The 12,948-nt window shown below is 73.2% G+C and carries 14 protein-coding genes; all 14 read right to left on the reverse strand.

What is annotated here, in order from left to right; genetic code table 11:
- Positions 1-22: 22 nt before the first annotated feature.
- The 14 genes from OP86_RS06900 to pafA all read right to left on the reverse strand — a co-directional run bounded on the left by OP86_RS06900 (position 23) and on the right by pafA (position 12,848).
- Entirely contained in the window at positions 23-886 is an 864-nt protein-coding gene (locus tag OP86_RS06900) for a dihydrodipicolinate synthase family protein (RefSeq protein WP_418952589.1), read from the reverse strand.
- 132 nt (positions 887-1,018) lie between these two features.
- Positions 1,019-2,449 carry an FAD/NAD(P)-dependent oxidoreductase gene (locus tag OP86_RS06905; protein ID WP_030256263.1) on the reverse strand — a complete coding sequence of 477 codons (1,431 nt, stop codon included), beginning with the start codon at positions 2,447-2,449 and terminating at the stop codon, positions 1,019-1,021.
- Positions 2,430-2,747, reverse strand: coding sequence for a (2Fe-2S)-binding protein (locus tag OP86_RS06910; protein WP_030055602.1), 318 nt, complete (start codon positions 2,745-2,747; stop codon positions 2,430-2,432). Before OP86_RS06910 ends, OP86_RS06905 begins: the two co-directional genes overlap by 20 nt.
- 70 nt (positions 2,748-2,817) lie before the next feature.
- On the reverse strand, positions 2,818-3,990 hold the full coding sequence (locus tag OP86_RS06915) for an NAD(P)/FAD-dependent oxidoreductase (RefSeq protein ID WP_234434855.1): 1,173 nt from the start codon (positions 3,988-3,990) through the stop codon (positions 2,818-2,820).
- Positions 3,991-4,129: 139 nt separating this feature from the next.
- Positions 4,130-5,026: a twin-arginine translocase subunit TatC gene (gene tatC / locus OP86_RS06920; RefSeq protein WP_051829776.1), complete on the reverse strand. Its 897-nt coding sequence runs from the start codon at positions 5,024-5,026 to the stop codon at positions 4,130-4,132.
- Positions 5,027-5,206: 180 nt separating this feature from the next.
- Positions 5,207-5,482, reverse strand: a complete 276-nt coding sequence (gene tatA, locus OP86_RS06925) for a Sec-independent protein translocase subunit TatA (protein ID WP_051829777.1) — start codon at positions 5,480-5,482, stop codon at positions 5,207-5,209.
- Positions 5,483-5,716: 234 nt separating this feature from the next.
- Positions 5,717-5,896, reverse strand: a complete 180-nt coding sequence (locus OP86_RS06930) for a hypothetical protein (protein WP_030055599.1) — start codon at positions 5,894-5,896, stop codon at positions 5,717-5,719.
- A 21-nt stretch (positions 5,897-5,917) separates the two neighbouring features.
- A complete protein-coding gene (locus OP86_RS06935) occupies positions 5,918-6,148 on the reverse strand; it encodes a hypothetical protein (protein ID WP_030055598.1) in 231 nt (76 codons plus the stop codon).
- Between the two features lie 3 nt (positions 6,149-6,151).
- On the reverse strand, positions 6,152-7,108 hold the full coding sequence (locus OP86_RS06940) for a helix-turn-helix transcriptional regulator (protein WP_030256269.1): 957 nt from the start codon (positions 7,106-7,108) through the stop codon (positions 6,152-6,154).
- Positions 7,105-8,085, reverse strand: a complete 981-nt coding sequence (locus OP86_RS06945; RefSeq protein ID WP_030055595.1) for a helix-turn-helix transcriptional regulator — start codon at positions 8,083-8,085, stop codon at positions 7,105-7,107. The genes OP86_RS06940 and OP86_RS06945 overlap by 4 nt, the downstream gene beginning before the upstream one ends.
- 199 nt (positions 8,086-8,284) lie before the next feature.
- Positions 8,285-8,668: an FKBP-type peptidyl-prolyl cis-trans isomerase gene (locus OP86_RS06950; RefSeq protein ID WP_030055594.1), complete on the reverse strand. Its 384-nt coding sequence runs from the start codon at positions 8,666-8,668 to the stop codon at positions 8,285-8,287.
- A 169-nt stretch (positions 8,669-8,837) separates the two neighbouring features.
- A complete protein-coding gene (locus OP86_RS06955) occupies positions 8,838-10,154 on the reverse strand; it encodes an FKBP-type peptidyl-prolyl cis-trans isomerase (RefSeq protein WP_051829778.1) in 1,317 nt (438 codons plus the stop codon).
- A gap of 202 nt (positions 10,155-10,356) precedes the next feature.
- Positions 10,357-11,346 (reverse strand): FKBP-type peptidyl-prolyl cis-trans isomerase, encoded by a 990-nt coding sequence (locus OP86_RS06960; protein ID WP_030055592.1) that lies wholly within the window; start codon positions 11,344-11,346, stop codon positions 10,357-10,359.
- 140 nt (positions 11,347-11,486) lie between these two features.
- Positions 11,487-12,848 (reverse strand): Pup--protein ligase, encoded by a 1,362-nt coding sequence (gene pafA, locus OP86_RS06965; protein ID WP_030055591.1) that lies wholly within the window; start codon positions 12,846-12,848, stop codon positions 11,487-11,489.
- Positions 12,849-12,948: the final 100 nt, after the last annotated feature.

The raw sequence follows: 12,948 nt of genomic DNA on the forward strand, positions 1-12,948 counted from the left end.
GGTGCCGGACGGAGGGGCAGCCTCAGGCGAGGCCCTCGGCCAGCGCCTTCTCGGTGGCGGCACGCACGGCCGCCTCGACCTCCGGGGTGAGCGGCTGGCGCGGCGCCCGGACCGGCCCGCCGGGGCGCCCGGCGATGTCCATGGAGAGCTTGATGGCCTGGACGAACTCGGTCTTGGAGTCCCAGCGCAGCAGCGAGTGCAGCGACTTGTACAGCGGCAGCGCGGTCTCCAGGTCGTGCTTGACCGCGGCGTCGTAGAGCGCCACCGAGGCCTCGGGCAGCGCGTTCGGGTAGCCGGCGATCCAGCCGACCGCGCCCGCCAGCGCCAGCTCCAGCAGCACGTCGTCGGCGCCGATCAGCAGGTCCAGCCCGGGGGCCAGCTCGGCGATCTCGTACGCTCGGCGGACGTCGCCGCTGAACTCCTTGACCGCGACGATCGAGCCCTCGGCGTGCAGCTGGGCGAGCAGCGCCGGGACGAGGTCCACCTTGGTGTCGATCGGGTTGTTGTACGCGACGATCGGCAGGCCCGCCTTGGCGACCTCGGCGTAGTGCGCCAGCACCGAGGCGTGGTCGGCCCGGTAGGCGTTCGGCGGCAGCAGCAGGACGGAGCCGGCGCCGGCCTCGGCCGCCTGCTCGGCCCAGCGGCGGGATTCGGCGCTGCCGTACGCGGCGACGCCGGGCATGACCCGGGAGCCGTCGCCGGCCGCCTCGATCGCCACCTCGACGACCCGGGTGCGCTCCTCGGCGGTGAGGGTCTGGTACTCGCCCAGCGAGCCGTTGGGGACGACGCCCTCGCAGCCGGAGTCGATCAGCCACCGGACGTGCTCGGCGTAGGCGTCGTAGTCGACGGAGTGGTCCGGGCGCAGCGGGATCGTGGTGGCGACCATGATCCCGCGCCAGGGACGGGAGGTGTCGTGCTGGGTGATGGACACGTGAAACTCCTTGGTGAGGTGTGACATTTTATAAGAGTGGACAGGCCGGAGACAAGGTCCCCGGCCGATCCTTCGACGACAGGCCGGCTAGGGCCGGTCGTCGAACTCCGCGGACGGCCCCGCCGCCAGCTGCGAGAGCGGCACCGGGCAGCCCAGCGGCCGCCGGTCCGGCCCCGACGCCACAACCGAGCCGGCCAGACAGGCCACGGCCGGACCGCACATCCGCCCCTGGCACCAGCCCATCCCGGCCCGGGTGAGCAGCTTGACGGTACGCGGATCGCCCGCGCCCAGCTCGTCCACGGCCTCGCGGACCGCCGAGACCGGCACCTCCTCGCACCGGCAGACGTCGGTGTCCGGGCGCAGCCACCCGGTCCAGCCGGGCCCGGGCCGGTGCGCGGCGGCCATCAGCTCGGCGAAGGCCCGCAGCCGGGCCCGGCGGCGCAGCAGCGGGGCCGTCGGCAGCGCCCCGGCCACCGCGTGCGCGGCCAGCTCGCCCTCGGCGAGCGCGAGGTCCGCGCCGCCGACGCCGTTGGTCTCCCCCGCCGACCAGAGGCCGGGGACGCTGGTGCGCAGCCGGGCGTCGACCTCCAGCGCGACCGCGCCGTCGGGCCCGGTGCGGGTCCGCGCCCCCAGCTCGGTGGCCAGGTCGATCTGCGGCAGCAGGCCGTGGCCGACGGCGAGCGCGTCGCAGTCGATCCGCCGCTCGGTGCCGGGCACCGGCCGCCAGTCGGCGTCCAGCCGGGCCACCGTGACGCCGGTGACCCGGTCCGTCCCGTGCGCCTCGACCACGGCGCTGCGCGGGCGCAGCCGTACGCCGTGCCGCAGCAGCGCGCCGCCGTGCCCGGCGCCCTCGACGAGCTTGCCGGGGACGCTCGCCAGCACGCCCGGGCGCCGCGCGTACCCGAGGTAGGCGGTGGCCTCGACCACCGCGGGCACCTCGGCCCCGGCGGTGACCAGCGAGGACGCCGCCGCGAGCAGCAGCGGCCCGCTCCCGGCGACCACGATCCGCCGCCCCGGCAGCACCAGCCCGGCCTTGAGCATCGCCTGCGCGCCGCCCGCGGTGACCACCCCGGGCAGGGTCCAGCCGGGGAACGGCAGCTGCCGCTCGTACGCGCCGGTGGCGAGCAGCACCGACCGGGCCCGGACGGTGGCCCGGTCGGTGCTCTCCGGCCCGCGCGTGACGTGCACCGCGAAGCCGTCTCCGGTGCGCTCCAGCGCCCAGACCTGGTGCCCGCCGCGGAAGGCGGCCCGCCCGGCCCCTTCGTGGGCGGCGAGCCGCTCGGCCAGGCCGGTATAGGCGGACCAGTGGTGGTGCAGCCGGTCCGGGCGGGCCGCGCCGAGGCCGGGCGCCGGGTGGCGGTAGTACTGACCGCCGGTGCTCGGCCCGCCGTCCAGCAGGACGCAGCGCAGCCCCAGGTCGGCGGCGGTGACGGCGGCGGCGAGCCCGGCCGGGCCGGCCCCGACCACCGCGAGGTCGAACGCCGAGGAGTCGTGGGCTTCAGACGGCGAGGTCGGCACGGCCGTGGCCCTCCTGGGTGGTGACGGTGGTCCCGGGCTCGGCGGGCAGCAGGCAGGTGCGCTGGTTGGGGCGGCCGTCCACGACGGCCAGGCAGTCGAAGCAGGCGCCGATCCCGCAGAACGCCCCGCGCGGCTTCCCGCCGACCCGGGTGGTGCGCCAGGCGAGCACGCCGTCGGCCCAGAGCGCGGCGGCGATGGACTGCCCGGGCAGCGCGGGGACGGCCCGCCCGTCGAACTCGATGTGGTGGGCGGGCCCGGGCTCGGCCTCGACCAGCCCGGCGGGGGTGCGGCGGCGCATCGGCGGCTTCTCCAATCCAGGACGGAATCTCATGCGGAACGGCGTCTCGTACGGAACGGCAGGCGGCGGCTCACCCGGCCGGGAACCGGTCCGCGCGGAACGGCGTGAGGTCCTGCTCCGGCTGCTTGCCGGTGAGCTGCTCGCTGATCAGCAGTCCGGTCGCCGGGGCCAGCCCGATGCCGGCCCCCTCGTGCCCGCAGGCGTGGTAGAGGCCGGCCACCCGGGGGTCCGCGCCGATCGCCGGCAGGTGGTCCGGCAGGTACGGGCGGAAGCCCCGGTAGACGCGCATCACGGCGACCTCGGCGAGCACCGGGAAGAGCTCCGCGGCCTGGACGGCGAGCCGGCGCAGCACCTCCTGGGAGAGCGTGCGGTCGAAGCCGACCCGCTCCCGGCTGGCGCCGATCAGCACCGGCCCGCCCGGGGTGCCCTCGATCACGGCGGAGGTCTCCAGCCCGGCCGAGCCGCTGGCCACGTTGGCCACGTAGTCGGCGGCGTAGACCTTGTGCCGGACGACCCGCGGCAGCGGTTCGGTGACCAGCACGAAGCCGCGCCGGGGCATCACCGGCAGGTGCACCCCGGCCAGCGCGGCCAGCTCGCCGCCCCAGGTGCCGGCCGCGTTCACCACGGCGGGTGCGGCCAGCCTGCGGCGGTCGGTCCGCACACCGCGGACGGCGCCGTCCGGCCCGCGGTCCACCGCGGTCACGGTCTCCCCGGTGATCAGCTCGGCGCCCATCCGGCGGGCCGCGCGCAGCAGGTGGGCGGCGGCGAGGGCAGGCTGGACCTGGGCGTCCTGGGGGTAGTGGAAGCCGCCGGCCAGGCCGGGGGCGAGGTGCGGCTCCAGTTCGCGCAGCCGCTCGCCGGGGACCTCCTCGGCGACCACCCCGACGGCGCGCTGGCCGGCGGCGAAGGCCCGCAGCGCCTCCTGCCCGGCGGCGGTGGAGGCGACCACCACGCCGCCCTTGGGCTCGTACTCGACGGCCGCGCCGAGGTCCCCGCCGAGGTCCTCGGCGAGCTCGCGCCAGAGCCGGGTGCTGAGCAGTGCGAGGTCGAGTTCGGGGCCGGGCTCCTTGTCGGAGACCAGCAGGTTGCCCTCGCCGGCGCCGGTGGTGCCGCCGGCCACCGGCCCGCGGTCCACCACGGCGACGGCGAGCCCGGCGCGGGCGGCGTAGTAGGCGCAGGCGGCGCCGACCACACCGGCGCCGACCACGACGAGGTCCAGGGGAGGTCTCTCGGTCTTCAGCACGCCAGTAATATGTCACATGCCATCCACCCTGCCAAGACCACCCGCCGAAACCCGGCAGAGCCCCCGACCAGCGAAAAGCCCCGGCCCGCCGCTCGGAGGCGACGGGCCGGGGCCCACGACGGTTCACCGGCTCACCGGCTCAGGTGATGTCGTCCATCTGCTCGTGGCGGGCGGCCGGCACCGGGGCGCTGCTCGCCGTCGGGGCCGCCGACGCCTGGACGCTCTCCGCACCGGCCACCGGCTGCACGGACAGGTCCAGGTGCGAGGCCTCCTCGTCGTCCAGCCCGGCGTCCGGGTTGCGGCGCGCCTTCCGCTTGTCGTTGAAGATCGCGATCGCCACCGCGATGAAGTACAGCGCCCAGATCGGCGCCGACAGCAGCAGCATGCTGACCGGGTCGGCGCCCGGGGTGGCGAACGCGGCGAACACGGTGATGGCCATGACCATCCCGCGCCACCAGCTGAGCAGCCGCTTGCCGGTCACGATGCCGACCAGGTTGAGCATCACCAGCAGCAGCGGGAACTCGAAGGCCAGACCGAACACCAGCACCATCCGGGTGGCGATGTCGAAGTAGTCCTCGGGCGGCAGGATCGGCACCGTGTCGGTCGGGGTGAACGAGATCAGCATCTCGACCATGGTCGGCATCACCATGATCGCGCAGCCCACACCCGCCAGGAACAGCGGGGCGCCGCAGACCATGAAGAGGACCGCGTACTTCTTCTCGTGCCGGTGCAGACCGGGCGCCACGAAGGCCCACACCTGGTACAGCCAGACCGGGACGGCCGCGACCACACCCGCCGTCAGCGCGACCTTCAGCATCCAGTTGAAGCCCGCGGTGAGACCGATGTTGGACACCTGGGCGCAGCGCCCGTGGTACTGGTCCGCGTCCACCTTGGTGTTGCACTGGGGCAACGGCTGGAGCAGGAAGTGCTCGATCTGCTTGTGGTAGATCGCCGCGATGACCGCGAACAACACGATCGCCAGGACCGACTTCACCACGCGGTTGCGCAGTTCCCGCAGGTGGTCGGCGAGGGCCATCCGCCCCTCAGGGTCCTTTGACGCCTTCGACGCCTTGGAGAGCTTGCTCAACCCCGGTCCTCAACTCGTGCGTCGAGGCCCGCCGGTCGACGGGCCTCCGTGGTCGCGTGCGCCGCGTGCGCCGCGCGCGGTACGTGCATCGCGTGCAGTGCGCGCGGTACGTACGTCACTGCGCCGCGCTCAGTGCGGGCGTTCGCCGTCGGCCGCGGACGGTCCCGCGGCGGGCTCGGTCACCGGACGGGCCGTGCCCGAGGCCCCCGGAGCGTTCTGGATGGTCCTGCCCGCGGGTGGCGCCGCTTCCTCCGGCTCCCCGTCCGAACGCATCGCCTTGGCCTCGCTCTTCAGGATCCGCAGCGACTGTCCCAGCGAACGCGCCACGTCCGGCAGCCGCTTGGCTCCGAACAGCACGATGGCGAGTACCACGATCACGACGATCGCGGTCATCGAGATGCGCATGGGCGACCACCTTCAGTCATGGCGGCCCGTCGGGCCGTCCGCTGCGGATGGTAACCGCTGCGGATGACGCCACGACGACGGCCGCCCGAACAGGACGGCGGCTCCCGGTCCACGGTTCACGGTTCACGGTTCGGGAGCCGACTGAGAGCGTAACCCGCCCTCACCCGCGCGCAGCAGCCCCGGTACCACCGACCGGCCGACCGTGCTGTCGCAGCGGAAAGCCGACGAGGCTCCCTAGGCCCGGCTCGGCACCGCGTCCGCCAGCTCCTCGGCCGCCGCGGCCAGCGCCCGCGAGGCCGTGTCCACGCCCTTGGCGAGCGCCCGCACGTCCTGCCAGAGCCGGATCGCGAGGACCCCCAGGACCAGCAGGCCCGCGGTGGCGAGCAGGACGGCGGCGACGAGCATCCAGGACATGCGCCCCAGCCTATACGGGCCCTACCCCTCGGCCGGGACGAGCCGCATGGTGCGGACCCCGGCCCCGGTGAGCGCCTCGACGATCTTCTCCCCGGCCGGCTTGCGCACCGCCGCCCCGCACCGCGGGCAGCCGAAGCTGTAGTGCGCCTGGGCCGGGGTGCGCCCCAGGGTCAGCCGGAACTCCTCGGCCGGGAGCTCCACCTTCTCCCGGCACTCCGAGCAGTACACCTTGAATCTGGTCCCGGGTTCCACCGCTCAGACCTGCCCCTCCCCGTAGGCCGCCAGCGCCTCGCGCGCGGCCGAGCGTGCCTGCTCGGCCGGCTCGGGCGGCGAGACGATCCGGCCGTCCCGGCCCAGTCGCAGCGCCAGCGGGCGCAGCTGGGAGGGGTCGGCGCTGCGCAGGGTGATCCGCAGCCCGCCGTCGGGCAGTTCCTCGGCCCGGTCGTGGGTGTAGTACTCGGCCACCCAGCGTCCGGCGGAGGTGACCTCGATGACCACCTCGGGGTCGTCGGCGGCCGGGTTGACCAGCCCGCCGCTGAGGTCGCGCGGCTCGCGCCGCGGCGGGTCGGCGGGGACGTCCAGGACGCGGATCTCGGCGACCCGGTCGAGCCGGAACATCCGGTGGTCCTCGGAGGTGCGGCACCAGGCTTCGAGGTAGGTGTGGCCCTCGGTGAGCAGCCGGATCGGGTCGACCTCGCGCTCGGTCATCCCGCCGCGCCCGTGCGAGTAGTAGCGCAGCCAGAGCCGGCGGCCCTCGCTGAGCGCGCGGTCGATGTCGGCGAAGACGTGGCTCTCCGCCTCGAAGGTCACGCCGACCCGGGCGCTGCCCTCGGCGCTCTCCCCCGCCGCATTCTCGATCTTGGCGACGGCCCGGGTGAGCGCCTCGCGGTCCCCGGCCCGCAGCCCGGGCAGCCCGGCCACCGCGCGGGCGGCCACCAGCAGCGCGGTCGCCTCGTCCGCGGCCAGCCGCAGCGGCTGGGCGACGTCGTCGACGTTGTGCCACCAGATCCGCTCGCCGTCGGTGTCGATGTCGAGCAGGTCGCCGCCGCGGAAGCTGGTGCCGCACATCGGCAGCACGTTGAGGTCCCCGATCAGCTCGCGCTCGCTGATCCCGAAGGCCCGGGCCACCTCGGCGACCTCGGCCCCGGGCCGCTCGCGCAGGTAGGTGACCAGCGACAGCATCCGTCGCGTCTGGTCGATTGCGTTACTCATGCCCGAACGTCCTCCGAGTCCAGCCCCGCGACCGCCCGCAGCCGGTCGACCACATCCGCCCGCAGCTCCTCCGGCCCGAGCACCAGCACGTCCGGCCCGAACTCCGCGAGGTCGGCGCCCAGTCCGTTGCCGTACGGGATCTCCAGCTCGTCCCAGACCTCGTCGACCCGGGTGCTGGCCAGCGCCTTCGTCCGCAGCGGGAAGCCCGCGCCCCGCCGGACCCGCACGGTGGCGGTGGCGGTGGCGCCCTCGCCGGCGAACTTCGCCACGGTGGCCCGGACGTCCACGTGCTCGGGCACGGTGCCGAGGAAGGCCCCGTTCTTCGCCCGCACCTTGCCGGTGATCCGGCTGAGCCGGAACACCCGGGCGTCGCCGCGGTCGCGGTCGTACCCGGCCAGGTACCAGTGCCCGCGCCAGCACTCCAGTGCCCACGGCTCGACGCTGCGCTGCTCGACGGCGGCGGCGCCGGCCTTGCGGTACTCGAAGGTGACCGGGCGGCGGTCCCGGGCGGCGGTGAGCAGCGGCTCGAACGCGGCCTCCCGGGCGGGGATGCGCGGCTCCAGGGCGGTGCGGCCCTCGGCCTCGGCGAACGGCACCCCGGCCGCGCGCAGCTTCTGCAGCGCGCCGCTGGCCGCGCCGGACATCTTGGCCTGCTGCCAGACCCGGGCCGCCAGGGTCAGCGCGGCCGCCTCCTCGGCGTCCAGCGCGATCTCGGGCAGCCGGTTGCGGTCGGCGCGGGCCAGGTAGCCCAGCTCGCCGTCCAGGGTGCTCTCGTCGACGTCGATCACCAGTCCGAGTTCGCGCAGGTCGTCCTTGTCCCGCTCGAACATCCGGTTGAAGGCGTCCTCGCTGCTGCTCTGCCAGGCCTCGCGGTACGCCTCGATGGATTCCCGCAGCTCCTTCTTGGAGAGCGGACGTCTGGTGTTCATCAGGCACAGGGCGAGATTCATCAGCCGCTCTGCCTTGGCGATCGCCATCGCTGACCCTTCCGGTGTGCCGCGCCGTGCGCGGGGTGCGCCAACCGGGCGATCTCGACCCGGCGGGACCGACCGTACCGGTAGCGGTACGCACTGCAAAAGCCGCGTCCCACGCCCGGTCCTCCGGTCGTGCCCTCCGGGCCCGGACACGCCCGTGGGCCGGGCCCCCGGAGGGGTCCGGCCCACGGCGCGAGCAGGCTCAGACAGCCAGCAGGTCGACCACGAAGATCAGGGTCGAGCCCTTCGGGATGGCCGGGGTCGGCGACTGGTCGCCGTACGCCAGGCGCGCCGGGATGGTCAGCTCGCGACGGCCGCCGACCTTCATGCCGACGACGCCCTGGTCCCAACCCTTGATGACGCGGCCGCCACCCAGCGGGAAGCGGAACTCGTTGGGGCTCCGGTTCCAGCTCGCGTCGAACTCCTCGCCGGTCTCGAAGGTCACACCGACGTAGCGGACGCTGACGTTCTGGCCCTTCTTGGCCTCCGCGCCGTCGCCCACGACGATGTCGCGGATCTGCAGCTCCGTCGGGGCGTCGCCGATCGGGAAGTCGATCTCGGGCTTCTCGTTGAGGTTGACGCTCACAGTCCCTCTTCTCACATTTCGCGTTGCTTACACGACCAAGCGGCGGACGCCCCGCACCCGGTCCACCCAGTGTGGGAAGACCACCGTACGGGCGCCCGCCGCCCGTCCGGGTCCGGCCACGCGGCCGGACCCGAAGGTCACACGCACACCATTGTCACCCGAAAGTGGATCAGCCCTGACCGGCGTCCAGGATGTCCACCACGAAGACCAGCGTCGCGCCGGGCGGGATGTCGCCCTGGCCCTTGTCGCCGTATCCCAGCGCGGCCGGGATCACCAGCTCGACCCGGCTGCCGACCGTCTGGCCCTCCAGGCCCTGGTCCCAACCCTGGATGACCTGGCCGCCGCCGACCGGGAAGGAGAACGCCTGGCCCTTGCTGAGCGAGGAGTCGAAGACCTTGCCGTCCTTGAACAGCGCGCCGGTGTACTGGACGACGACCTTCTCGCCCTTCTCCACCTTCGGCCCGGTGCCCTTGATCAGGACGTGCGACTTCAGCTCGGTCGGGTCCTTGGCGCCGGCCACCGGGGTGATCTCGGCCGGCTTCTTGCCGTTGTCCTTGACCTGCGGGAAGTCCGCCGGCGGCGGGGTGACCGTGCCGCTGACGACCGAGTCCGGCGCGTTGGCGTTGCGGATGTCGATCACGAAGATCAGGTCGTCCTTGGGCCCGATCGACATGTCGGCCTTGCCCTGGGCGCCGAACGCGGCGGCCGGCGGGGCCACCACCAGCACCCGGCTGCCGGCCTTCTTCCCGAGCACGGCCTGGTCCAGCGCCGGGATCAGCGAGTCCGTGCCGGCCTGGAAGATCTGCGGCTTGCCGTTGGCGTCGTACGAGCTCGGGATGTCCTTGCCGGTGTTCCAGTCCTTGGCGGTGTAGTCCACCGAGGTCCAGGAGTTCTTGTCCACCTTGGGGCCGGTGCCCTCGGAGAGCACCTTCACCACGAAGGAGCCGTCGGACTTGTCGCCCGGCACCTGGATGTCGGCCTTCTTGCCGAAGTCACCGGCGACGGTCGGCAGCACCTTGGCGCTGTCCTTGATCGGCGGCACCGGGTCGGCGGTCGGCGTGGGCGGCGCGGTCTTGGCCGCGTCCGGCTTGGCCGCCGCCGCGTCGTCCTTGGAACCGTCCTTGTTCACCATGTAGAGCGTCACGGCACTGCCCGCCAGCAGCACGGCCAGCACCGTGCCGAGGATCACACCGAGCCTGCCGACGCCCGGCGGGTTCTCGTCGTACCCGGCCTCGGAGGTGTCGCTCTTGCGCACGTTGGAGGCGAAGATCTGCGGAGCGTCGTCGGTCTTCGTCCCGCCCGCGGCACGCGGCGCGTCACCGGGCTGGGCCCAGCCGGCCTGCTGCTTCAGGATCGACGGAGGAACGACGATCGACTCGCCGTCCCCCGGAAGCGGGCCGCCGGGACGGGAGGCGGCCGGGTCACCCGCAGGGCTGTCGTTCGCCGCGGTGCCGGCCCCGCCCGGGCTCGGCGTCTTCTCAGTCATGACTCCCCATCCATCTCGCCACAGGTCTTCCAGGTCTGCGCCCGGCGTGCTGAGCGCCGGCCTGCCGTCGCACCGCCCGCCCGTACCTTGACGCCGGACGGCGCCTGCCACAGCGCGTGGGCAGTATGACAGCTCAGGATGAGGGCGGACGCTTCGTTGTACGAGCGTCCGCCCAAGCGTACGGAATCCCCCGGGTGACTTCCTAGACCGCTTCCAGAATGTCGATCACGAAGACCAGCGTGGAATTCGCCGGAACGGCGCCCTGGGCCTTGTCCTGGTACCCGAGCGCGGGCGGCACCACCAGCAGGACCCGGCTGCCGACGTTCTGCCCGACCAGGCCCTTGTCCCAGCCCTCGATCACGCTGCCGGTGCCGATCTGCACCGCCTGCGCGCCGCCGTGCGCCCAGGAGGCGTCGAACTGCTGGCCGTTGCTCCACAGCACCCCGGTGTACTGCACCACCAGCGTCTGCCCGCTCTTGACCTGCTTGCCCTCGCCCTTGATCAGCACCGCCTGCTGGAGGTCGGTGGGCGCGGCCTGCCCGGCCGGGATGGTGATCGTCACCGGCGCCTTGCCGTTGTCCTTGACCTGCGGCAGCGTCGCGGCCGGCTCGGTCATGGTCCCGGTGAGCGTGGAGTCCTGCGGCAGGCTCTCCACGATGTCGAGCACGAACACCACGGTGTCGCCCTTGTTGACGCCCAGCTGGCCGGAGCCCTGCTCGCCGAAGGCCGCCGACGGCGGGGCCACCACCAGCAGCCGGGTGCCGACCTTCTTCCCGATCACGCTCTGGTCCAGCGCGGGCACCAGCTGCCCGCTGCCGGCCTGGTAGAGCTGCGGCTTGCCGCTCGGGTCGTACGAACTGGGCAGGTCCTTGCCGGTGGTCCAGTCCTTCGCGGTGTAGTTGACCGTCACCCAGTCGCCCTTGTTGACGGTCGAGCGCTCGCCCTCGCTCACCGTGTTCACCACGAACTGACCGCTGGGCTGCTGGCCCTCGGGGATGGTGATGGTGGCCTTGCTGCCGAACCCGCCGCCCGAGAGGGTGGGCATCGGCGACGCCTCCCCGACCGGCGCGGGCACCGTCGGTGCGGCGCTCGCGGTGGACGGCGTCGCCGGACCGGCCGCCTTGGGCGAACTGCCGCAGGCGACCGCCAACAGCAGCGGCAGGGTGAGAAGCAAACCGGCGGTGCGGCGCACGGTGGTCCTAACTGTCGGTCGAAGTCGGCTCTCCTGACTCGACGGACAGCGTATGCCCGGCACGCGTCCGGCCCCGGTAGACACCACCGGGGCCGGTCACGACCTTGATCACATCGCCGCGGTCACGGCGGGCACGGGGGCTACATCCCCGCGATGAGCTTCTCCACCCGCTCGTCGACGGACCGGAACGGGTCCTTGCACAGCACCGTGCGCTGCGCCTGGTCGTTCAGCTTCAGGTGCACCCAGTCCACCGTGAAGTCCCGGCGCTGCTCCTGCGCCCGGCGGATGAAGTCCCCGCGCAGCCGGGCCCGGGTGGTCTGCGGCGGGATCGACTTGGCCTCGAAGGTCTTGAGGTCGGTGGTCACCCGCTGCGCCTGGTTCTTGGCCTGGAGCAGGTAGAACAGGCCGCGCCGACGGTGGATGTCGTGGTACGCGAGGTCGATCTGCGCGACCCGAGGGTTGGACATGCTCATCTGGTGCTTCTCGCGGTAGCGCTCGATGAGCTTGTACTTCATGATCCAGTCGATCTCGGTGGCCACCCCGTCCAGCCGCTCGGTGCGGACGGCCTCCAGGGTGCGGCCCCACAGGTCGAGGATCCGGCCGACGGTGCCGGTGTTGATGCCCTTGCGGTCGGCGAACTCCAGGGCCTTGGTGTAGTACTCCTCCTGGATGTCCAGCGCGCTGGCCTCGCGGCCGTTGGCGAGCCGCACCTGGTGGGTGCCGGTGAGGTCGTGGCTGACCTCGCGGATCGCCCGGATCGGGTTCTCCAGGGTGAGGTCGCGCATCACCACGCCGGCCTCGATCAGCCGCAGCACCAGGTCGGTGGCGCCGACCTTGAGCAGGGTGGTGGTCTCGGACATGTTGGAGTCGCCGACGATCACGTGCAGCCGGCGGTAGCGCTCGGCGTCCGCGTGCGGCTCGTCCCTGGTGTTGATGATCGGCCGCGAGCGGGTGGTGGCGGAGCTGACGCCCTCCCAGATGTGCTCGGCCCGCTGGCTCACGCAGAACACCGCGCCGCGCGGGGTCTGCAGCACCTTGCCCGCCCCGCAGATCAGCTGCCGGGTGACGAGGAACGGGATCAGCACGTCGGCCAGCCGGGAGAACTCGCCGTGCCGGGCCACGCAGTAGTTCTCGTGGCAGCCGTAGGAGTTGCCGGCCGAGTCGGTGTTGTTCTTGAAGAGGTAGACGTCCCCGGCGATGCCCTCCTCGTGCAGCCGCCGCTCGGCGTCCACCAGGAGGCCTTCGAGGATGCGCTCGCCCGCCTTGTCGTGCGTGACCAGCTCGACCACGTCGTCGCACTCGGGGGTGGCGTACTCGGGGTGGGAGCCGACGTCGAGGTAGAGCCGGGCGCCGTTGCGCAGGAAGACGTTGCTGCTGCGCCCCCAGGAGACGACCCGGCGGAACAGGTACCGCGCGACCTCGTCCGGCGACAGCCGCCGCTGCCCGCGGAACGTGCAGGTCACGCCGTACTCGTTCTCCAGCCCGAAAATCCGGCGGTCCATGAGCACTCCATTCTGGTCGGAGCTGTCCGAAACCGCCTCCACGACGGCCGGGCCGCCGCAGGGGCACCGGAGCCCCGCACGGCGATCACGTCGCCGCACG

The sequence above is a fragment of the Streptomyces novaecaesareae genome, from assembly GCF_000716875.1.
GTDB lineage: Bacteria > Actinomycetota > Actinomycetes > Streptomycetales > Streptomycetaceae > Kitasatospora > Kitasatospora novaecaesareae.

What these genes read in the sequence shown, in the direction of transcription:
- OP86_RS06900 (WP_418952589.1), bottom strand. Translation starts at nt 886, where the DNA reads ATGGTCGCCACCACGATCCCGCTGCGCCCGGACCACTCCGTCGACTAC.
- OP86_RS06910 (WP_030055602.1), bottom strand. Translation starts at nt 2,747, where the DNA reads ATGCGCCGCCGCACCCCCGCCGGGCTGGTCGAGGCCGAGCCCGGGCCC.
- tatC (WP_051829776.1), bottom strand. Translation starts at nt 5,026, where the DNA reads ATGGCCCTCGCCGACCACCTGCGGGAACTGCGCAACCGCGTGGTGAAG.
- tatA (WP_051829777.1), bottom strand. Translation starts at nt 5,482, where the DNA reads ATGCGCATCTCGATGACCGCGATCGTCGTGATCGTGGTACTCGCCATC.
- OP86_RS06930 (WP_030055599.1), bottom strand. Translation starts at nt 5,896, where the DNA reads ATGTCCTGGATGCTCGTCGCCGCCGTCCTGCTCGCCACCGCGGGCCTG.
- OP86_RS06940 (WP_030256269.1), bottom strand. Translation starts at nt 7,108, where the DNA reads ATGAGTAACGCAATCGACCAGACGCGACGGATGCTGTCGCTGGTCACC.
- OP86_RS06945 (WP_030055595.1), bottom strand. Translation starts at nt 8,085, where the DNA reads ATGGCGATCGCCAAGGCAGAGCGGCTGATGAATCTCGCCCTGTGCCTG.
- OP86_RS06955 (WP_051829778.1), bottom strand. Translation starts at nt 10,154, where the DNA reads ATGACTGAGAAGACGCCGAGCCCGGGCGGGGCCGGCACCGCGGCGAAC.
- pafA (WP_030055591.1), bottom strand. Translation starts at nt 12,848, where the DNA reads ATGGACCGCCGGATTTTCGGGCTGGAGAACGAGTACGGCGTGACCTGC.